This window comes from Lysinibacillus sp. 54212 (assembly GCF_036662795.1).
GTDB lineage: Bacteria > Bacillota > Bacilli > Bacillales_A > Planococcaceae > Lysinibacillus_B.
In genome coordinates, this window is sequence record NZ_JBAFWZ010000028.1 from 1 (window position 1) to 22,539 (window position 22,539).

Here is a 22,539-nt window from a genome sequence, read left to right on the forward strand (position 1 = left end):
TACCTGTGAATAGCACACTCTTTTTCAAGTGTCCTATCCACAGGTACCATTTTACCTGTCTTCACATCTTTTTTTATTCACCTTGTGTTGTGTAGCGTACAATTACTGAACCCGTTCGTGATTCCCCTACTAGCTTTAAAAGTGGGGCATCCTCAACAACCTTATCAAAACGAACAGTTTTTATAAGAAAAGCATCTTCTGTTGATCGCGCTGTCACATCGGGTAAGCCTACATCCGTTTTTCCAAAGTTCGAATAAACCTGCCCATCTAATGACACATTTTTCGGTACGTACAATTCCACAGCACCAGCAACTGTACGAGCCTTTATTTTATGTGCAGCATTTGAGGTCGTCGTGACAACAACATGCCCATTGACGGACTCGGCCTCCACTTCCTTGACATCTCCATCGATATAAATTCGGCCGTTTGCAGTTTCTGCCTCTAAATCTGTACCTTTAATACCCGTTGCTTCAATTGCCCCATTAGCAGATTGTAAATCTCCATGATCAAACATTACCTTTTCTGCCTTTACAGCGCCATTATACGTTTTTGCCTTAACTACCTTTGCTTCGACTTCACTAAATGTAATGCCACCGTTTAACAATCTGACGATAAATACATCATATTGCTTTTTTGGTAAGAGTATCTTTAGTGCAACATGAGCTACCTTTGATTGTGTGGAAATTTCTATTTTACCTGATTTTAATTGTACGAAGTTCTCTGAGAAGCGCTCGATGCTATCTTGCTCCGATTCTTTTCGTTGCATTTTCACATGAGCTTCAATTAATACTTTTGGCTCCTCCGTTTTTTCTACTGTGACTTTACCGTTTGGCATGTCAATTTCAAAGCCTCTCACCGCTTCTACATCAAAGGCATATGTTTTATCAAACTCCACTTTTTCACCGAACGGGAATTCAATATCAAAGTCCTTAATTTTTGAAAAGGTTGTATTCATCATACTCATCATACGTCCACTAAGCTCTGATAAATCATTTCGCAATTCATGCATGAACTCGTCCATTTTTTTATTCGTTTCCTTATTAAAGGCTTTTCCAAATATGTCTTCAAATCCTGTTGTTTTACGTTGGGATGTTTCTTCTCTCGACTCGAATGTTGATTTCGGCTCATCGTTTGCTGCTTGTTCATGCATTTCTTCAGTCGATGTAAGAGCTGTCGAAGCTGGTTCCTTTTGCTTTGATAATGCCTCTAGCAACTTGATTGCCTCATCTGCTGAAATCGTACCATTTTCTACTAAGTTTAAAATACGTTTACGCTCATCCATAAAAAAGCCTCCCTCTCGTTATTTAATTTATTATACGATAAGGGAGGAGAAAAAGTTTCATACAACGGAAGATAGCTTTTTCACTATTTTGTTTTTGCGTGTTGAATCCATAGTTCCATTCTCTTTCGATCACGTTGTAGTATCGGTTTTAAATAGTATCCTGTGTGGCTCTCCTTTACTTCACAAATCTCTTCTGGTGTACCCGTTGCCACAATTGTTCCACCTCTATCGCCGCCCTCTGGACCAAGATCGATTATATAATCTGCTGTTTTAATTACATCTAAATTATGCTCGATGACAAGAACGGTTTCCCCATTTTCAACGAGTCGCTGCAATACCTTTAATAAGCGCGCAATATCCTCAGCATGTAAGCCAGTTGTTGGCTCATCTAAAATATAGAATGACTTCCCTGTAGAACGACGATGTAATTCGGAGGCTAGCTTTACACGCTGCGCTTCACCACCTGATAATGTAGTCGCTGGCTGTCCAAGCTTCATATACCCTAATCCTACATCGACTAGTGTCTGTAATTTACGTTGAATTTTAGGGATATTTTCAAAGAAATGAACCCCATCCTCTATCGTCATTTCTAGTATATCCGCAATATTTTTATCCTTGTAGCGCACCTCTAACGTTTCGCGATTATAGCGTTTTCCATGACAGACCTCACAAGGCACATATACATCGGGTAAGAAGTGCATTTCAATTTTTATAATTCCATCACCGCGACAGGCCTCGCAGCGACCACCCTTCACATTAAAGCTAAAGCGCCCTTTTTTATAGCCTCTCACCTTTGCTTCATTTGTTACTGAGAAAACATCACGAATATCATCAAATACTCCCGTATATGTAGCTGGGTTAGATCGTGGTGTTCGACCGATTGGTGATTGATCAATATCAATAACCTTCTCTAGCTGCTCTATACCAGTAATATCCTTGTGTGCTCCTGGTTTTACTTTCGATCGATTTAATTTTTGAGCAAGTGATTTGTATAGGATTTCATTTATGAGCGTGGACTTTCCTGATCCGGAAACGCCTGTTACTGCAATAAATATTCCTAGTGGCACATCGACGCTAACTTTTTTCAAATTATTTTCCGTAGCACCTTTTATCGTTATTTTACGACCATCCGGTTGACGGCGTTCAATCGGTAATGGGATAAATTTTTTCCCACTTAAATATTGCCCTGTCAATGACGCATCGTTTGCCATTACCTCTGTAGGTGTTCCTTGTGCGACAATTTGACCGCCATGCACGCCTGCACCAGGGCCAACATCTATTAAATAATCTGCAGCCAGCATCGTATCCTCATCGTGCTCAACGACGATTAACGTATTTCCTAAATCCCGCATGCTTTGGAGCGTTGCAATGAGTCGATCGTTATCTCGCTGGTGTAAACCGATGGATGGCTCATCTAAAATGTATAGCACACCTGTTAAGCGTGAGCCAATTTGTGTAGCAAGCCGAATTCGCTGTGCCTCACCACCCGATAATGTTCCAGCTGCTCGTGATAATGTTAAATAATCTAGCCCCACATTAATAAGGAAACCAAGACGTTCATGTATTTCTCGCAATATGAGTCGAGCAATTTGCATATCTTTGTCAGATAGCTGCAGTTCTTCAAAGAAAGCGTTCGCCTCTTGAATCGAGTATTTTGTTACTTCCCCAACATGCTTCCCGTTGACCTTTACCGCTAAGGTTTCAGGCTTTAAACGATAGCCCTTACAAGATGGGCAGTGCTGCTCTTCCATATATTTTTCCATTTGCTCGCGAACGTAATCAGAGCTTGAATCACGGAAGCGACGCTCAATATTATTCAAAACACCTTCGAATTCAATTAACTGGCTACGTTTGCTTCCAAATTCATTCTCGTAGTCAAACTGGATTTTTTCCTTACCGGAACCCTTTAAAATTTTATCTAGCTGTTCTTTTGGAATATCCTTCACCGGTACATCCATTGGAATATTATAGTGATTGCATACTGCCTTTAAGAGTTGTGGATAGTACTGTGAGCTAATCGATTCCCAAGGTGCAATCGCATTTTCAAGCAATGTAAGTTCTCTATCTGGAATTGCTAAATCTATATCCACTTCAAGCTTCACACCTAGCCCATCACAGGAAGTACAGGCACCAAACGGACTATTAAAGGAAAACATTCTCGGCTCAAGCTCCCCAATCGAAAAGCCACATTGTGGACAAGCATGGTGCTCACTAAATAACAGTTCCTCATGCTCCATCACATCGACTAGTACACGACCTTCAGCAAGTCGAAGTGCCGATTCCAATGAATCACTTATTCTGGCAGCAATCCCTTCTTTTATAACGATTCGATCAACGACAACTTCAACAGTATGCTTTTTATTTTTATCCAGCTCTATATTGTCATCCAGGTCACGTAGCTCTCCGTCGATTCGAACACGAACATAGCCTTGCTTTTTTAAATCCTCTAACAGCTTTACATGAGTCCCTTTTCGCCCCTCTATAATCGGTGCTAATAGCTGCATTTTCGTACGCTCTGGATATTCCATTAGTCGATCAACCATACCCTCAATTGTTTGTGAGCTAATTTCGATGCCGTGATTTGGACAAACCGGCTTTCCTACACGGGCAAATAATAATCGTAGATAATCATAAATCTCCGTTACTGTTCCCACCGTAGAACGCGGATTACGACTTGTCGTTTTTTGGTCAATAGAAATTGCTGGTGACAGTCCTTCTATCGCATCTACATCAGGCTTATCCATTTGACCGAGAAATTGACGGGCATATGCAGAAAGTGATTCTACATAACGTCGCTGTCCCTCTGCATAAATCGTATCGAAAGCAAGTGACGATTTCCCTGAACCAGACAATCCCGTTAATACAACTAACTTATCTCTTGGAATTGTTACATCAATATTTTTTAAGTTATGTGCACGTGCACCTTGTACTATAATTTCTGTATTTTTCACAGTTCGTCACCCTTCTGCCTTCAATTCAAAAATAGTATCACGCAATTCTGCTGCTCGTTCAAAATCAAGCGCTTTTGCAGCTTCCTTCATTTCGACCTCTAGTGACGAAATCAACTTGTCCATTTCTGCTTTTGTTAATTTCTTCCCCTTCGTCGCCTTTGTTACATATGTTTCCTCTTCTTCTGCCGCCTGCGTGGCACGAATTATATCAGGAATTTTCTTTATAATTGTTTGTGGGGTAATGCCATGTTCCTTGTTATAAGCTTCCTGAATCGTTCGACGACGCTTTGTTTCATCGATTGCTTTTTTCATCGAATCGGTCATATTATTTGCATACATAATGACATGACCATTCGAATTTCGTGCTGCACGCCCGATTGTTTGAATTAATGAGCGCTCTGAACGTAGGAATCCTTCTTTATCTGCATCTAAAATCGCGACAAGGGATACTTCTGGAATATCTAACCCCTCCCGCAATAAGTTAATCCCAATTAACACATCATATGTTCCTTTACGTAGCTCACGAATAATTTCAATTCGCTCTAACGTTTTTATTTCAGAGTGTAAATATTCAACCTTTAATCCCATTTCCTTTAAATAAGCGGATAAATCCTCTGACATCTTTTTCGTCAAAGTGGTTATAAGAACACGTTCTTGCTTTTTAATTCGTTCATGAATTTCATCGATTAAATCATCAATTTGCCCTTCGATCGGACGTACATCGATTGTCGGATCCAGTAACCCTGTTGGTCGAATAATTTGCTCTACCATTTCTGGTGTATGCTCTAATTCATATGGTCCAGGTGTTGCTGAAACATAGATTGCCTGTGACACTTTTGATTGGAACTCGTCGAATTTCAACGGTCTGTTATCTAGCGCTGATGGCAATCGGAATCCATAATTCACCAACACTTGCTTTCGTGCTTGGTCACCGTTATACATCCCCCGCACCTGTGGCAGGGTAACATGACTTTCATCTACAACGAGCAGAAAATCTTCTGGAAAATAATCGAGCAGGGTGTACGGTGTTGCTCCTGACTCACGCAGTGTTAAATGACGTGAATAGTTTTCAATTCCAGAACAGAAGCCCATTTCACGCATCATTTCTAGGTCATAGTTTGTCCGCTGCTCTAATCGTTGCGCTTCAAGTAATTTATCCTCTGCTCGAAATTTTGATAGCTGCTCCTCAAGCTCTATTTGGATATTATCGATTGCTTTTTTCATCTTTTCCTCGCGTGTTACGAAGTGGGATGCAGGGAAGATTGCAACATGCTCTCGTTCGCCTAAAATTTCGCCCGTTAGTGCATCTACCTCGCGAATACGATCTATTTCATCACCAAAAAATTCTACTCGAATACATCTCTCATCTCGAGAAGCAGGGAATATTTCTACAACATCTCCTCGGACGCGAAACGTTCCACGCGTAAAATTAATATCATTACGCTCATATTGTACATCGACTAATTTTCTAAGCAGTTCATTACGCTCAATTTCCATTCCTGTTCGTATCGATACGACCATTTCACGATATTCCTCTGGAGAACCTAAGCCATAAATACAAGAAACGGATGCAATAATAATGACATCATCTCTCTCAAATAGCGCTGATGTTGCTGAATGGCGCAATTTATCAATCTCATCGTTTATACTTGAATCTTTCTCTATAAACGTATCTGTTTGAGGGACATACGCCTCGGGTTGATAGTAATCATAATAACTTACAAAATATTCGACTGCATTATTTGGAAAAAACTCTTTAAATTCGCTATACAGCTGACCTGCTAGCGTTTTATTATGCGCCATAATAAGTGTTGGCTTATTTACCTCTTTAATAACGTTCGATATTGTAAATGTTTTACCTGTTCCTGTTGCGCCAAGCAACGTTTGGTGACGCTTCCCTTCCTGAATACCTTGCACTAGCTCCTTAATTGCTGATGGCTGGTCACCACTTGGTCTATAATTGGACTGAATTTCAAAAGTTTCGTTCATTTGTTGTTCGTCCTTTCCTGCATTTCTAATACGTACATTTTATCATACCTACTGTTAATTATCGACAATAAAGCGAACGTATATTCTAATTTTTAAACAAAAATAAAAATCGCCATAGAACACCTGGCGATTTTTAGAAATTATTATAGCTACTAGTAAGGTTAAAAGTGTAATTTTTTTACGGAATATAGAATTTAGTTTTCAATTGATTCGAGTAATTCATTTAATTCCTGCGTATGTGCGAAAAATGCTTGTTCGTTTCTTTGATCTAATGACATATCGATGAGCTCCTCCAGCCTCTCAATGCGCTGTATACGTTGAAGCCGGTTTAAAAATAAGTCTACATAAATGTCGGTTAACAGTTTCTCACTTTCTGCCTCACGTGGGTAATGCCCTACTGCTCGTAAAAAATCTGTATACGAATAATACTTATCCATCGATATCACCCCGATACCCTTTTTTTTATTATAAAAAAAAAGTCATCAATTTGCAATATTTTCAGAATAATCTTTATATAATTTCTGAATTTTCTAAAAAATGTTGTATTCCTTATTGAAACTAGGTATTATTTAGGTGTCACTTAATTCTAAAAATTCACAAAGGAGGAAACCGATTTGACTGTACCAACTCGTTTTGTTAGTGACTACAATATTACAAGTAATACGTACTTACTAGAATCAAAAAAGCAGGACAAAAAAATTCATACAATCGTTTATGAAAAGAGTGGCGTTATTGAAGTATCCAAAAGACCGTTAAGACTTATTCATATTGCCTGTGAAAATATGGGGAGTAACTACAGAGCCTCCATTAATCGGTCGAAACAATTTTTAGATGAAAACAAACATAAATTCCCACTCGTCGTTGCAACTGATTATGGCCATCCACAAGTCATGTTTCCGTTAATGTCACCGAAATCTCATAATAATATTTGGGTTTCATTTAATGCCATCACAAATATTGTTAACCATAGAACACATGTAACGGTAACATTTAAGGATTCTCTTGAAGTCGATCTCTTTATTCATATTTCTTCATTGAATAATCAGTATGTCACTTCAGCTATGTTATACAAAGCCATCCTTAAGCATTGGAATCGATTTGTTCCTTTATGAATTATTGAATTGTTTTACGAATATAGGCTTTTAATAACTTTTCACTGTGATTTCGAAGGCGTATATTAGAATATCTTCGCACTTCTACAGTATTCGCAAAATGAACATGATATTCTGTAAATAAATCATCTTTTTCGGCACGAATGACCTTTATATTTTTTTCCGTTACATACGCCTTCGCTCTTTTTAAATCTGCCTCAATACAAGTTCTAGCATCATCAACTAAGTGCAAATATGGTCCCTTTAATTTAAATTCTCCCATTTCAAATAATGTATGATCTCTTTCAAGTACAATTAAAAGCATCGGTAAATAAATAATAGCCTCCAAATAAGCCCTTTCTACATCCAGATTCTGCATTTTCAACCCTCCAAACAGAACAAGCGTTCCCTTTTGTATTGTACATATTTTTTTCACCATTTGCAAATTCGAAAAACAAGACCGGAATTTTCCTCAAAAAAAGAAGCTCTTTATGGACGAGCATAATCTCATCACATAAAAAGCTTTTCTGATTATTTTACGATACGCGAACGTAAGTAGGCATTAATAAATGCATCTAAATCGCCATCCATTACCGCTCCTGTATTTCCCGTTTCTTCATTTGTTCGGTGATCCTTTACCATTGAATATGGATGGAACACATAAGAACGGATTTGAGAGCCCCAACCAATTTCCTTCTGCTCACCACGGATTTCAGCTAGCTGCTGTTCTTGCTTTTCAATTTCTAATTGATATAGCTTCGCCTTTAACATTTTCATGGCAGACTCACGGTTCTTAATTTGCGAGCGCTCAGACTGACATTGTACAACTGTTCCCGTCGGCGTGTGGGTAATACGAACAGCTGAGTCTGTCGTATTAATATGCTGCCCACCAGCACCTGTTGCACGATACGTATCAATTTTTAAATCTTCTGTTCGCACGTCGATTTCAATTTCATCGTTAAACTCTGGCATAACGTCACAGGAAACGAAGGATGTATGACGACGGCCTGATGAATCGAACGGTGAAATACGAACTAAACGATGTACACCTTTTTCCGCCTTTAAATAACCATATGCATTATGACCTGAAATTTTTAGCGTAACCGATTTAATACCCGCTTCATCACCAGGTAAATAATCTAATGTTTCCACTTTAAAGCCTCGCTTATCTGCCCAACGAGTGTACATACGTAACAACATCGAACCCCAGTCTTGAGATTCTGTACCTCCAGCCCCAGGGTGAAGCTCCAAAATGGCATTGTTTTTATCATACGGCTCTGAAAGTAACATTTGCAGTTCAAAGTCCGACATATTTGTTTGGAACTCTTCTAGCTCTGTTCCAAGCTCTGCCTGCAGCTCTTCGTCTGGCTCTTCCTTTAATAGCTCAAGCGTCATTTCCAAATTTTCATGAGTTGAAACTAAATCATTGTAATCATTCACAATAGCTTTAATCCCATTTGCTTCGTTAATCACGACTTGTGCTGCCTGCTGGTCGTTCCAGAAGTCAGGCATTAACATCATTTCATCTAGTTCTTGTATACGTGCCTCTTTGTTTTCTAAGTCAAAGAGACCCCCTGAAATCCGCTAATTTTGTAGCTGTATTTTCAAGGATATTTCTTACTTCTGCTAATTCAATCATTTAAAATCCCCCGTTATTTAATTCCTAACCTTTAGTAGAAAAACACATCTCGCCTTTTTATAGGGCGAGATGATGAATTTCTTTTGCAGTATAATTTTCTTCGCTGCTTGGTAAAACCAGGTCACCTTATTGTATTATGGTGACCTCGGTTGAAAAGTTACTATTAATTATTCTTATTTTATTTCACGAAAGAGACAGAATGTACAAAATTGATCCTAACTACGCGAATGGATGTGTCAAACGCACGAAATATATCTGTATCCGCACAAATGATCGCGTTATTCGCACATAACATACTCTATCCGCACAAATGATCGCGCTATACGCACAAAACATCACTCTATCCAGTCAAACAAATTCAATAAAAATTATTGTCCTACTCCGTGACAGTTTTTATATTTTTTACCGCTACCGCATGGACATGGATCATTTCGCCCAACATTTTCAGCTTTACGAACTGGCATTTTTTTAGGCTTTGCAGTTCCTTCCTCTTTCGGATTAACCGCTTGTCCTTTCGCCACTTCCTCACGCTGTAAATTGTTACGAATTTCCGCCTTCATCGCGTATTTGGCAACATCCTCGCGAATGGAAGCTACCATATCCTCGAACATCGCAAATCCTTCTTGCTGGTATTCACGAAGCGGATCATTTTGGCCATAAGCACGTAAATGAATTCCTTGACGAAGCTGATCCATTGCATCGATATGGTCAATCCATTTCGTATCAATCGAACGAAGTAAAATAACCTTCTCGAATTCACGCATACGCTCAGGCGTCATCGCTTCTTCTTTTTCGTTATAGCGAACAGTTACGACTTCTTTAATGACATTACCGATTTGCTCTGCATTTAAGCCTTCAAAATCAGTAACTGTTAAATCACCCTCATCTAAAAACGTCGCCGAAATATAATCTTCAAGCGCATTTAAGTTCCACTCCTTCTGTTCACCTTGTGTGTGAATCGCAACGGCATTTTCAATGGCCTGCTCAATCATCGATTCGACAAGGCCACGCATATTATCTGTTTCCAGTACCTCGTAACGCTCATTATAAATAACCTCGCGTTGCTGGCGAAGTACATCATCATACTGTAATAGGCGTTTACGCGCATCAAAGTTATTACCTTCAACACGTTTTTGAGCAGACTCAACGGCACGTGAAACCATTTTCGATTGGATAGGCTGCGTATCATCCATTCCAAGCTTTGTCATCATCGCCTTCATATTATCTGAACCAAATCGGCGCATTAATTCGTCTTCAAGCGATAGGTAGAACTGCGTTACACCAGCATTCCCTTGACGACCAGAACGACCGCGCAGCTGATTATCAATACGACGAGATTCATGACGCTCAGTACCAATAACTGCTAAACCACCAATATCAAGCACACCTTCACCAGGTTTAATATCCGTACCACGACCAGCCATGTTCGTTGCAATTGTAACCGCGCCTTTATTACCCGCAGTAGCAATAATTTCAGCCTCACGCTCATGGTTTTTCGCATTTAATACATTATGTGGAATTTTATATTTTGTTAATAGCTGCGAAATAATTTCAGATGTTTCAATCGCAACCGTACCGACTAAAACAGGTTGACCAGCCTTATGACGCTCTGCAATATCCTTTGCAACCGCCTCGAACTTCCCTTTCATCGATGCATAAATTAAATCTGGACGATCATCACGAATAATCGGCTTATTCGTCGGAATGACAATAACACTCATATTATAAATGTTACGGAATTCCTCTTCTTCCGTTTTCGCTGTACCTGTCATACCTGCCAGTTTTTCATACATACGGAAGTAGTTTTGGAACGTAATTGTTGCCATTGTCATCGATTCATTTTGAATTTCTAAAGCTTCCTTCGCTTCTATCGCCTGGTGAAGACCATCAGAATAACGACGCCCCTTCATTAAACGACCTGTGAAGCTATCGACGATTACTACCTCTCCGTCCTGCACAACATAATCAACATCTAGATGCATCGAAACATGTGCCTTTAACGACTGGTTAATCGCGTGGTTAAGACGAACATGTGTTAAATCGAATAAGTTATCGATTCCAAATGCACGCTCGGCCTTCTCAATCCCATTTTCCGTTAATGTAACACCTTTCGTCGATTCATCATAGTTGTAGTCTTCCTCTTGCTTTAACATACGAACGAATGCATTCGACTGCACATAAAGCTGTGCCGTTTTTCCAGCTTGTCCTGAAATGATAAGCGGCGTACGTGCTTCATCAATTAAAATCGAGTCGACCTCATCGATTACAGCATAGAATAACGGACGCTGTACACGATCTTCCTTGTAGAGCACCATATTGTCACGAAGATAATCAAAGCCCAGCTCATTGTTCGTCGAATACGTAATATCCGCCGCATAAGCAGCACGCTTCTCTTCCTTCGATAAGCTATTTAAGTTTAAACCAACTGTTAAGCCAAGCCATTGGTACAGCTCGCCCATTTCATTTGCGTCACGTGTAGCAAGGTACTCATTGACCGTGACTACGTGCACACCTTTTCCAGTTATTGCATTTAAATAAACGGCCATAGTCGATGTTAACGTTTTACCTTCACCAGTTTTCATCTCTGAAATGTTCCCATCATGCAAGGAAGCAGCTCCCATCACCTGCACACGGAATGGATACATCCCAAGTACACGGCGAGATGCCTCACGTGCTACCGCAAACGCCTCCGGTAATAGTTTATCTAGAGATTCGCCATTAAGATAGCGATTTTGAAACTCAGGTGTTTTTGCTTGTAGAGCTTGGTCTGATAAGCCTTCCATTTGACCAGATAGTGCCTCAACTTGATCAGCGATTTTTTCTAAGCGTTTTACTTCTTTTTTATTGAAATCAAACATTTTATTTAATATGTTTAGCATCTATTTTCACTTCCCATATAGTATCAAGCTTCATTTTATCATTTAGTATAGAGGTGGTGCAAATTGACAGCGGAATTCCCCAAAAATATGACGAATAATTCACTAAATAGTATTAGTACTATACACTTTTCCAAATGAAAAAGCCCCTGTCAGAAACAGGAGCTCTACATTCATTAATTTGTTTCAATTAAGCCATATTTGCCATCTCTACGTTTGTATACGATGTTTGTGCTTTCTGACTCTGCATCTGTGAAAATATAGAAATCATGACCTAGCATATTCATTTGAAGAATTGCTTCCTCTTGATCCATTGGTTTTAGGTCAAACTGTTTTGTACGAACTACTGTATATTCCTCTTCCTCAACTGAAGGTCCACCTTGCGATACATTGGCGAAGTAAATACCTGACCCTTCACGCTCACGGAATTTACGATTTACTTTCGTTTTATGTTTACGAATTTGTCGTTCTAGCTTGTCGACGATTAGGTCAACAGCAGCATACATATCGTCATGACGTTCTTCAGCACGAAGCGTCACATTTTTCATAGGAATCGTCACTTCAACCTTTGTTTGCTTATCATTATACACTTTTAAATTTACGTTAGCGTTTGCGTTAACATCTTCGTTAAAATAGCGTTCCACTTTCTCAACTTTACTTTCAACGTAGTCGCGAATCGCTGGAGTTACCTCAATGTTCTCACCACGAATGTTAAACTTTAGCATGTAAACTCCTCCTTAAATTACGGCTATAATATATTATTTCTATTTCCATTTAAAAAATCCTGCTTCATTTCAAAAATTTTTTTAAAAAAATTTTTATTCTGATTTTGACCGAAGAACCTCTTTACGACGGCGTAGCTTAAGTTCATTAATAATTAGGTCTTCCACTGCCGCTTGATTATAAATGACAACGCCATAATGGGTGCAGCTTCCAAAAGGCTTTGACCAGACAATCTCACCCACACATTTAATTTCAGTTACATCTAAGGTAAAACATATTTCAAGCTGTAGCATTTTGTTTATATGCTCATTAAGATCTACTTCAGAAGATATTTTCATACCCCGAGGGCTAATGTCTAATATTTTACATGTATTAGATGTTCGCTCCAAATCAAATGGCTTACCGTCAATTAAAATAACGAATTTTGCCTCAAGTGGTTCCCCAAACGAGAACCGAAAACCTTCCTGCCGTTTAAAAATCATGTCGCTACCCCCAAACTCACTATGACAATACATTAATTATCCTTTATATTACATTTACTCGTCTATCATCTTAATTACTATTTTTAGAATAATAATTCAAACTAAAATCAAGTCCATTTCCCTAAAATTATACATTATCTTAATACATTAATGTTGTTTTTATCTAAAAAAACTCATACTTTTCAAAATAAAGTATGAGTCTTCGTTACTATTCACTTTAACCTACGTGTGTTGCTACATAAGAAATCAATAAAAAATGACTTTTCCGTGATTTTCTGCACACCTAATTTATTGTAGCTGGATGAAACGAGGATTACTTTTCATCATCATTTTCATCTTCTTCATCGTTTTCAATCCTATATTCTACACGGTGACCATCCTTAATAATCGAAATATCGGTTCTCTTATCAATATAGTCTGATAGGATTTGATTTGATCGTTCTTCAATAATACATTTAAACTCCCTTGCATTTTGAAGCCGTTTTTTAAAGGAATTTTTTGAAACCTCTATATTTACGTTATAACCATTCGTTAGCATCACCACTGTTTCATTTGCATCCATAGCTTCACAATCCTGAATACAACGAAGTGCAAACCATGCACAAGAATCATTATTATAAGATTCACTTGGGAACCAGTACATCCCTTTCTCGATACTTAGTACAACAGGGTGCATACTAGCTGAACCTAATACTTCCTTCGCTCCATCCTTTGCTCCTCTTAGGCTTGTCCCTATTCTACGCAAATTAAGATCGATTATTTCCTTTGGTGAAAGTGGGACTTCTACCTTTTGGTTATTATTGAATACTACAGAATGAATCTCGCCATAATCAGATGTAAATGGAATAATCGCTGCTGAATCGTGCTTTAAGTAAAATACTGTGCTTTTTTTCATCACTAATCCTCCTTTTTGATTCTAGAAACTACAAAATCTTCAAAAAAAGGAGTATACTGAACAAAGGCAGGATACTCCTGTCGTCCAAATCCTCGGGTACTGTCTGCCACGACTTGTTTACCCGGGGATTTTCTTGTGAGAGCTCAAAACATTAATCACCCCCTTTAATGTAAAACCACGCTATTACTGTATGAATACTATAAACAACAACCCCATATGTAAAACGCCACTCAAAATATATGAAAATAGAACCTTAAATAAAATAAATCTAAACACTCCAGACCCATAAATAGTACAAATCACCCTTATATACCTAGTATTTTACATTTAGTTATACCTATTTTCTATATATTCTGAACAATTAATTATTTGGTTTCAAATAATCTACAACGAAAGTATAAATGTATTATTATACTTCTTATAAGATCAATATTTTACAAACCCCGATCTAAATATATGCGTATACGAATATACACATATACGCTAGCCAAAAAGAGCACCTCAATTAAGGTGCTCTCGCTCTATTCCATATATTGTTTCAAATCATCTTTAATATTTTCAATGGCTTGCTTACTAGCAGCCTCACTGTCCTTCTTCACACCGATATAAAACTTACATTTTGGCTCTGTTCCGGAAGGGCGTACGCAAATCCATGATTCGTCTGCTAATATAAATTTCACTACATCTGCCATAGGTAAGCCGTTTATATTGCCAAGACTGTAATCTTCTACTTTCACAACCCTAATATGTGCAAACTCCCTCGGTGGATCTTGATGGAAGGTTTCCATAATTGACGCGATTTTTTGTCTTCCGTCGATCCCTTCGAATGTCAGCGAGATTAACTCTTCCTTGTAGAAGCCATATTCCTTGTACAATGCTTGTAGGCCATCTAACAAAGTTTTTCCTTGCTCGCTATAATAAGAGGCCATCTCTGCCGTTAGTAGCGCAATTTGCACAGCATCCTTATCTCGAACAAAATCACCAGCCAAATAGCCATAGCTTTCCTCATAGCCGAATAAGAACGTATACTCACCTGTTCTCTCCCACTCGGCTATTTTTTCAGCGATAAACTTAAAGCCAGTAAGCGTTTCAATTGTTTTTACTCCAAAGCTTTCTGCAATTGCAGCACCAAGCTCTGACGTTACAATAGTTTTTACGATTGCACCGTTGATTGGTAATGTTTTTTTACCCAATAGAATGTAATGTAGTAGCAGCGCCCCGAGCTCATTACCCGTTAAAAGCTTATACGAATCCCCATCACGAACTGCTACACCAAGACGATCGCCATCTGGGTCAGTTGCTAACAATAGCTCGGCACTCGTCTTCTGCCCTAGTTCAATCGCTAGTCTAAACGCGTCTGCTTCCTCGGGATTTGGATAGCTCACAGTAGGAAAATCACCATCCTGCTTCGCTTGCTCCTCCACAATACTAACATGATGAAAGCCAGCCTCCGCTAAAGCACAGGCTGTTGGTACAAGTGCTGCCCCATGTAACGGTGTATACACGAGGGGCAAATCCTTCTTCCCCGTGTGCTGTGCTAATGTTTTTAAAGCCTTTTGATAAGCATTATCAAGCTCTTCTAATATTTCCGTACAATAGCCTGATTCTAGTAGTGTATCTTTAGAAAGTGACTCTAAACGGAATAGATCTTGGACACTTTCCATGTGAGCTACGATTCTATCTGCAAATTGCGGCGTTAGCTGTGCCCCGTCCTCACCATACACTTTAAAGCCGTTATATTGCTTTGGATTGTGGCTTGCCGTTATTACAACACCTGAGAATGCGGATAAATAACGGACTGCAAAGCTTAACTCAGGCGTTGGTCGGCTTTCCTTAAAAACGTAGCTTCGAATCTCATGCGCAGCAAGTACTCCCGCTGTTTCGTAAGCAAACTCTTTCGAAAAATGACGTGTATCATACGCAATTACAACACCGCGTGTCCTCGCTTCGTCACCTGCAGCAGCAATTTGTCGTGCAAGCCCCTCCGCAACAAGACGAATCGTATTGACATTAATACGATTCGTCCCGGCACCAAGCTTCCCGCGCATACCGCCTGTTCCAAAAGGTACGGTTTGATAAAAGCGGTCCGCTATTTCAGCCTCATTATGCTTTATTTCCTCAAGCTCAGCCCTGTATATAGGATGTTCAAGCCAACGATTATATTTTTCCTTCATTTGCATTTGCAATCACCACATCTTCTTTTAATAACTGTAGCATTTTCTTTTTATAAGCTTCCACACCTGGTTGGTCAAATGGATTAACCCCTAGTAAGGCTGCACTCATTACACAGGCCTTCATAAAGAACATCATTAGGTAGCCAACATGATACGCGTCTAGCTTTGGCAGCTCCAGCTTTAATACTGGTACACCGCCCTCCTCATGTGCAAGCGCCACCCCGTCCTTCGAGGTTGCATTAATACCATTCATTGAGCGATCTGCTAAATAATTTAAACCATCACAGTCCCCGAGCATATACGGAATACTAATATCCTCTTCAATCTCCTCAAAGTGAATGAGCGTTTCGAACATGATTCGACTACCCTCTTGAATAAATTGCCCGATGGCATGTAAATCAGTTGAATAATTTACAGTTGAAGGATACAGCCCTTTATGCTCTTTTCCTTCGCTTTCACCAAACAACTGCTTCCACCACTCATGCAATTTATTTAAACGTGGCTCAAACGATGCAAGAAGCTCTACCGAATAACCGCGCTTATAAAGCTCAAAACGGGCTAGGGCATATTGGTAGGCCCGGTTATTATTAGCGTTCGAATCCGAAAAATCCTCGCCCGCTATTCTAGCGCCAGTTACAAACTGTCCTATATCAATGCCAGCAACAGCAATCGGTAGTAAGCCCACTGGTGTAAAAACAGAATAGCGTCCGCCAACATCACCTGGTACAACGAACTGACGATATCCCTCCTTATCGGCAATCTCTTTCAAAATCCCTTTGTCTGCATCCGTCGTAACAATAATTCGTCGCTGTGCCTCTACGCCATAACGCTCCTCCATATATTGCTTAACAATCCGAAAAGCTAACGCTGGCTCCATCGTCGAACCCGACTTTGAAATGACATTAACATACACTTCTTTTGTATTTAAGTACGTTAGTAGTTGTTTTAAATAAGCGCCGCTCATATTATGACCCGCATACTGAATCTCGACGCCATTATTCGTGCGGAAATAGGGTGTTAGCGCATCGATCACAGCACGCGCCCCTAAAAATGACCCACCTACCCCAATAATTAAAAATACACTCGCTTTTTCCTTAACCTCGTAGGCGAGCTGTTCAATGGCGAATAACTCCTCGGTTGAACAGCAATTATAATTCGTGAGTTCCGGAATAAAAGGTGCTTTTATTGTCGGCACATTGGCAAGTTGTTGAAAATTAATCACATTGTCAACTCCTAAAAAAATACGTATTTTTTAGTATATTGATTGACTCTTGGGAATAGACTAGGGATTACTTAAAAACTTTTAGAGAAAAATAAAAAACCTGCCACCCTAATTAAGGTGACAGGTGAAAAATCATTAAATTTGATCTGTATTACTATATTGCTGCTGACGTGTAATTTTAATAACTTCCTTCCATGTGTCACGGAATTCTGTTACTAAACCTTCCACTTCTTCAATGATTGTAATGTCATTTCCAATGTTTGCTTCTGTTAAGCGACGATTCATATATTCATATAACGGTAGCATTTGATTTGAAATTTCAATATCTGTATTTAACGTCGACATAAATTCAGAAATAATCGCCTGTGCACGTTGAATATAGTAATTGCGCTCTTCAATATTTTTATCAAGAATCGCAACTTTCGCTTTTTCCAAAAATTTTAAGCATCCATTGTATAGCATTAATGTAAGCTCACCAGGCGATGCTGTTGTGACACTGTTTTGTTTATATGCATTATAGGCTGCAGCTTGTGTTGACAAATAATCCACTCCCTCAGAAGCTATTAATTAATTCTTTTTATCATAGTAGCGTCCATCCATCACTTGAACACTGGCATAAGGATTCATATATTGCTGTTCGTTTTTCTTAGCATTCTGTAAATCCTTTAAATCGACCTGAATAGATTTCATCACCTTATTCAAACGCTCACGTATACCTTTATCTAATTCAGCTAGCATAACATGGGATTTGTTTCCTAAGTTTACTTGAAATCCATCGATTTGCATTTTCTCGATTAGTATACCACGTTCATCCAATAAAAGGTGAACCTTCTCAATATATTCATCTCGTTGCTCTTCTTTAGGCAAGTCTGTCAAATGCTGATATAGCTTCGCTGACACTTGTAAAAGTTGTTGTACCATTTCCATTCTTTATGCCACCTAATGATTATTGTCCCTGCATAAACATTGCTGATTGTTGGTTTGCTTTGTTGATGGCAGATTCCATGGCACCAAATTGCTTCCAGTAGCGGGCTTCGACCATTTCTAATTTTCTTTTCCATGTTGAAATACGGCTCTCTGTATCTATTAGGTTTTTACCAATGGAAAATTCTGCATTTGTCATCGTAGAGCGTCCTGCTTTTTTCTCAATTGAAACCTCAATTGATTTCATTGCAGTAAAACGTAACTTATCTAAATAACCTCGTGTATCTACAGTTTGACCATTTACTGTATCTTCTTTTTTCCCTTCACTATTTTTAAATAGCTTTTCTACAGCATCTGGATCCTCTTCTAATACTTTACGAAGTTTATTTTCATCAATTTCCAATGTACCACCGTCATTATAGTTTTTAGATGTCGTAATACCTATACTAAATAACGTATTATATTGGGAATCAATACCAGGATTTGATTGATAGACTAAAGAACGCATCTCAGCAAGACCTTCACGAATAATGGCATCATTTCGCAGTAAACCACTCTTAGCTTTTTCTTCCCAAAGCTTAATTTCGTTCTCAGACATATCTTCTTTTTGCTCATCAGTTAATGGTGCATAATCTCTATATTTTGATTGCTTTGTTTGATCAGTTAAGTCTTTAATTAATCCGTTATACGTATCCACAAACTCTTTAATTTTTGTCATCATATCATCTACGTTTGTAGAAGAAGTCATCGTAACAGGGCTGGCTGTATTTGCTGGTACACTAACAGAAGCTTGATATGTAGATAGATTGGATTCATCTACACCTGGAATACTTCCGTTTAGAGCTTTATATTCTTGATAAGCTGCTTTCAACGTTTCTTCAGCAGTAGCTTTGCGATTTATTGCAGCAATTTCGTTAGCTTCTGCTGTATTTTTTAATTGTAATTTCGAATTTCTTTCAACCTCAGCCGTTGCTACTTTTTGAAAGTTATCTAATTGAGTAGCGGACAATTGACGTATTGCTTGCTTTTGTTCTCCACTTAAAGCACTTAATTTATTTGCGAGCGCTTTTTCAGCATCCGTTCCATTTTTTAAACTATCTATTGAAGTATTAAATTCTTCTTCAGTTTTGCCTAGCATACTTTTTACTTTAGTTACTTCTTCTGTGCTTAAACCATTCAAGAAGCTAGCACCTATTGTTTCATATGTTTTTAACTCTGCAGCACTCTTCATTTTATTGAAGTTAGCGTCATCTAAGGTTTTAAGCGTTGTAAATTGATCTCTAGTTATACCCGACAACTTAGCTTTTAAATCGTCAGAAATATCAGCAGAAGTTGCATTTTGTAACCAAGTATTAAAATTCTCATCTGAAGAAATATCTGCAGTTAGAGATTTTAATTCAGCCATATCAGCAGAAGTTAAATTCATCAATAAATTACGATCGTTAATTTTGTTATAAGTGGCTTGCTGATCTTCAGTTAATTGAGCATTTGGAAAAATAGAATTAAATACATTGTCATATGCTGTATTTGCTGTATTATACTCGTTTGTTGCAGCACTTACTTTATTGGCCAAATCAGTAAAATCAGTTTTATTAGTAGCGTTATCCCATTCTGTCCAGGCAGCGTTGTATTTACTTGCTATAGTAGAACCTTGGTTAAATGTTTCTTTAAGCGTTAAACTATAACCATTAATTGTAAAAGTGTTAGTTGAACGTTCTGTTGCAATACCATTGACCTGGAATATCGCATTTGTTCCACCAGAAGCTAAATCACCTGATGCTTGACCAGTTAATGCTGTAAAACCTAGTTTACCGAAAACATTTGCTCCAGAGGTTACTTGTACTTCTGAACCAAACTTGTTATCCCCCGTATTCTTAGCGGTAATTGATAATCTACCACCTTCGAAAATAGCACTCACACCTGCATTACTAGAATTAATTTTGCTGATTAATTGATCTACAGTAGTCGTACTTGGATCAAACTCAATTTTTGTTCCCGTTGCAGCAATACTTCCGTTACTTTGAATAGCCTTTAATTCAATTGAAGTTTCTCCAATACCTAACTCACTCAATTTCGTAGATCCTGTTGCATTAATTTGATTTCCAACACCACGTGCTGCAGTCGCAAGCTGGGAAACCCCCTCAATTGATAGTGTACCTGTTGCTTTACCTGTTGCAATAGCAGACACTAAGTTAGAATTTGAACTTGTTGCTGTTTTAGACGTTAGACTTTTTAGTACTAGATTATCTGAAATATAAGTATCAAATGTTTTTATTTTTGTATTCACACTACGATACGCGTCTCGTCGCCACTCATATGTTGTTTTCTTTTGATATAATTTATTTAGGGGAGCTCGCTCAGCACTCATTAACTTTTTTACTAACTCATCGATATCCATTCCGGACGCTAATCCACCAATACGCATTACCATATTCTTTTCCTCCTTGTTTTAAACAGTTTTATATTTTCTCGTCTACAATCATACCTAGCATTTTTTGCATTTCGTAAAAAGCATCTAATAGCTTTTTCGGTGGTATTTCTTTAACAACTTCCTCTGTTTCACGATCTACAACTGTTACATAATAGCGTTCTAATCCTTCATGATACATAAATCTCGAGGCACTATTGTTTACCTCTAGCATTTCGTTCATTTTATTGACTGCATCTTGAACTTTAGTCTTTGTTTCTTCGCTATTATCTAATTGTTGTGCTTGTTCGACTGTAGAAATAGGTATTTTCCCCGTAGTTTCGCTTCCTTGCTTCACTACTCTCTCTATTGTCGGTGCATTATTGCTAACAGGATTACTAATAGCTCTTGCATCCATATTCGTGTTTTCCGTGATACGCATGTTTTCCATCCTCCTTGAATCTAATACAAGCGTTACTATGAATAATATCGGACAAAAAAAAGAGAAGTTCAGTTTTTCTATAAATCATTAAAAAACTGAACTTCTTGTATGTTATTTCAAATTATCCCCATTGCATTTACAACAATGTAAATACAGGTAACCCTTTAGAATAATCTACTTGAATTTGTGTCTGCGAACTTGAAACAATGTAGTTAACTTGTGGTTTATTTAAATCTTTATGATCAGGCATTTTCACGAGAGCATAATCTACTAATTCTAAAAAGTCAGCATCCAAACGATGATTAGTTGATTTGAATATTACCCCATCTACTTTACCTTGATCAATTACCTCAAAATCTACATACCTCAAGCTATTTAGTGCATTTTGATTGTCCCTATATTTCTACCAGATTATCTATTGTTCCTAGACAAGAATAAACATATGCCCTATTATCAAAATATTTGTATAAATCATGTAATGTTAATATTTTTTTGTCCTGCAGTAAATCTTTCACTATATATTCAAAATTTCATAACCAACGTTGTTTTCCCAATTTTATCGAATAAGTATCGATTAGAGCTTAAATAAACAGGCTGTACCCATGCCCCGTTATCGATGATCCGCTCAAATAAATGAGGGGCTAGCTAATTTGCTAAATGACGTAAATAAGCCCCTTGTGATTGACCGTAGCCAATGACTCTTGAATCGTTAACCATTAATTGATTTTCTTGCAGAATAATTTTAACTGCCTCAATTGCTGTTACAACATCTATCGCTTGCATATAACCCATATCTACAAATTCATTAACAGTTTCATCTACTGATGTAACGACAGGAACCGTTAATTCATATTGGCTTACTACCTTCAGAAAATTTGAAGGGTTCTCTTGAAGTTTCAAAACACCTTCCTTTTTTAAAAGAGACTTCAAATCATCCAAATGGTAACTAAAACTATCTGCACTTTGCATGAAACGACTTCCAAAATACTCACATTGCACTGTCAATACATTATATTTATCTGCAAACCTTTCACGCACCTTTTTATATACACTAGAATCAATATGCCCACCAAATCCCGATACGAAAACAAAAATTCCTGTATCTTCATTCGACCCAGCAGTTGGAATAGAAAAATCTATTCTTAAATCTCGCTCATTATATCCATTATAAATATTAGGATGTGCGGGTATGTTTATAGATTCATTAATCGCCAATTTGATGCCTCCCCAACTAAAATTCCATCTATTCAAAATGATTTTTTGGGAGGATATAGCTTCAAAAAAGAATATAGCATGTATTTAGCTTTGTTATTTTCTTAGTTACTCGAACAATTAATTCATCCCCCAAAACGTATGATACTCATGGTTCAAATACTAATCATTATACACATATGCCCCGTGGTAGAATAGACCGAAGCTTCCATCCCCTCACATACATCTTG

19 protein-coding genes are annotated in these 22,539 nt (G+C 38.1%); 1 reads left to right on the forward strand and 18 read right to left on the reverse strand.

Annotated elements, in window-relative coordinates:
* Positions 1-73 precede the first annotated feature (73 nt).
* From V4T18_RS15525 to V4T18_RS15540, 4 genes are all read right to left on the reverse strand, one after another.
* The gene (locus tag V4T18_RS15525; RefSeq protein ID WP_332650909.1) at positions 74-1,282 is read right to left on the reverse strand and encodes a DUF4097 family beta strand repeat-containing protein; all 1,209 of its coding nucleotides are present in this window, start codon (positions 1,280-1,282) and stop codon (positions 74-76) included.
* 83 nt (positions 1,283-1,365) lie between these two features.
* Complete coding sequence (uvrA, locus tag V4T18_RS15530) at positions 1,366-4,233, reverse strand: excinuclease ABC subunit UvrA (RefSeq protein WP_332650910.1); 2,868 nt, start codon at positions 4,231-4,233, stop codon at positions 1,366-1,368.
* A 6-nt stretch (positions 4,234-4,239) separates the two neighbouring features.
* Positions 4,240-6,222, reverse strand: a complete 1,983-nt coding sequence (gene uvrB, locus V4T18_RS15535) for an excinuclease ABC subunit UvrB (protein ID WP_332650912.1) — start codon at positions 6,220-6,222, stop codon at positions 4,240-4,242.
* 194 nt (positions 6,223-6,416) lie between these two features.
* Complete coding sequence (locus V4T18_RS15540) at positions 6,417-6,659, reverse strand: IDEAL domain-containing protein (protein ID WP_332650914.1); 243 nt, start codon at positions 6,657-6,659, stop codon at positions 6,417-6,419.
* Positions 6,660-6,836: 177 nt separating this feature from the next.
* Between V4T18_RS15540 and V4T18_RS15545 the strand changes: the two genes are divergently transcribed.
* Positions 6,837-7,334: a competence protein ComK gene (locus tag V4T18_RS15545; RefSeq protein WP_332650916.1), complete on the forward strand. Its 498-nt coding sequence runs from the start codon at positions 6,837-6,839 to the stop codon at positions 7,332-7,334.
* Between the two features lies 1 nt (position 7,335).
* Here V4T18_RS15545 and V4T18_RS15550 read toward each other — a convergent pair whose 3' ends face one another.
* The 14 genes from V4T18_RS15550 to V4T18_RS15615 all read right to left on the reverse strand — a co-directional run bounded on the left by V4T18_RS15550 (position 7,336) and on the right by V4T18_RS15615 (position 22,312).
* Positions 7,336-7,692: a hypothetical protein gene (locus V4T18_RS15550; protein ID WP_332650918.1), complete on the reverse strand. Its 357-nt coding sequence runs from the start codon at positions 7,690-7,692 to the stop codon at positions 7,336-7,338.
* Between the two features lie 152 nt (positions 7,693-7,844).
* Positions 7,845-8,949, reverse strand: a protein-coding gene (prfB, locus tag V4T18_RS15555; protein ID WP_332650974.1) for a peptide chain release factor 2 whose coding sequence is annotated in 2 segments (ribosomal slippage) — positions 7,845-8,876 and positions 8,878-8,949 — 1,104 coding nt in all. Because the reading frame shifts where the segments join, the coding sequence is not laid out codon by codon here.
* Positions 8,950-9,320: 371 nt separating this feature from the next.
* Positions 9,321-11,831 carry a preprotein translocase subunit SecA gene (gene secA, locus V4T18_RS15560; RefSeq protein ID WP_332650920.1) on the reverse strand — a complete coding sequence of 837 codons (2,511 nt, stop codon included), beginning with the start codon at positions 11,829-11,831 and terminating at the stop codon, positions 9,321-9,323.
* Between the two features lie 173 nt (positions 11,832-12,004).
* Positions 12,005-12,553, reverse strand: a complete 549-nt coding sequence (hpf, locus tag V4T18_RS15565; RefSeq protein ID WP_332650921.1) for a ribosome hibernation-promoting factor, HPF/YfiA family — start codon at positions 12,551-12,553, stop codon at positions 12,005-12,007.
* A 93-nt stretch (positions 12,554-12,646) separates the two neighbouring features.
* A complete protein-coding gene (locus tag V4T18_RS15570; RefSeq protein ID WP_332650923.1) occupies positions 12,647-13,033 on the reverse strand; it encodes a PilZ domain-containing protein in 387 nt (128 codons plus the stop codon).
* Positions 13,034-13,346: 313 nt separating this feature from the next.
* A complete protein-coding gene (locus V4T18_RS15575) occupies positions 13,347-13,928 on the reverse strand; it encodes a competence protein ComK (protein WP_332650925.1) in 582 nt (193 codons plus the stop codon).
* Between the two features lie 521 nt (positions 13,929-14,449).
* Positions 14,450-16,108 carry a phospho-sugar mutase gene (locus V4T18_RS15580; RefSeq protein ID WP_442916954.1) on the reverse strand — a complete coding sequence of 553 codons (1,659 nt, stop codon included), beginning with the start codon at positions 16,106-16,108 and terminating at the stop codon, positions 14,450-14,452.
* A complete protein-coding gene (locus V4T18_RS15585) occupies positions 16,086-17,324 on the reverse strand; it encodes a glucose-6-phosphate isomerase (RefSeq protein ID WP_332650930.1) in 1,239 nt (412 codons plus the stop codon). The genes V4T18_RS15580 and V4T18_RS15585 overlap by 23 nt, the downstream gene beginning before the upstream one ends.
* A 135-nt stretch (positions 17,325-17,459) precedes the next feature.
* The gene (gene fliS, locus V4T18_RS15590; RefSeq protein WP_332650932.1) at positions 17,460-17,864 is read right to left on the reverse strand and encodes a flagellar export chaperone FliS; all 405 of its coding nucleotides are present in this window, start codon (positions 17,862-17,864) and stop codon (positions 17,460-17,462) included.
* A 27-nt stretch (positions 17,865-17,891) separates the two neighbouring features.
* Positions 17,892-18,251 (reverse strand): flagellar protein FliT, encoded by a 360-nt coding sequence (locus V4T18_RS15595; RefSeq protein ID WP_332650934.1) that lies wholly within the window; start codon positions 18,249-18,251, stop codon positions 17,892-17,894.
* A gap of 19 nt (positions 18,252-18,270) precedes the next feature.
* Positions 18,271-20,679, reverse strand: a complete 2,409-nt coding sequence (fliD, locus tag V4T18_RS15600; protein ID WP_332650936.1) for a flagellar filament capping protein FliD — start codon at positions 20,677-20,679, stop codon at positions 18,271-18,273.
* 28 nt (positions 20,680-20,707) lie between these two features.
* On the reverse strand, positions 20,708-21,097 hold the full coding sequence (locus V4T18_RS15605; RefSeq protein ID WP_332650938.1) for a flagellar protein FlaG: 390 nt from the start codon (positions 21,095-21,097) through the stop codon (positions 20,708-20,710).
* A gap of 136 nt (positions 21,098-21,233) precedes the next feature.
* The gene (locus V4T18_RS15610; protein ID WP_332650940.1) at positions 21,234-21,467 is read right to left on the reverse strand and encodes a hypothetical protein; all 234 of its coding nucleotides are present in this window, start codon (positions 21,465-21,467) and stop codon (positions 21,234-21,236) included.
* 275 nt (positions 21,468-21,742) lie between these two features.
* Complete coding sequence (locus tag V4T18_RS15615) at positions 21,743-22,312, reverse strand: DUF2920 family protein (protein ID WP_332650943.1); 570 nt, start codon at positions 22,310-22,312, stop codon at positions 21,743-21,745.
* Positions 22,313-22,539 lie beyond the last annotated feature (227 nt).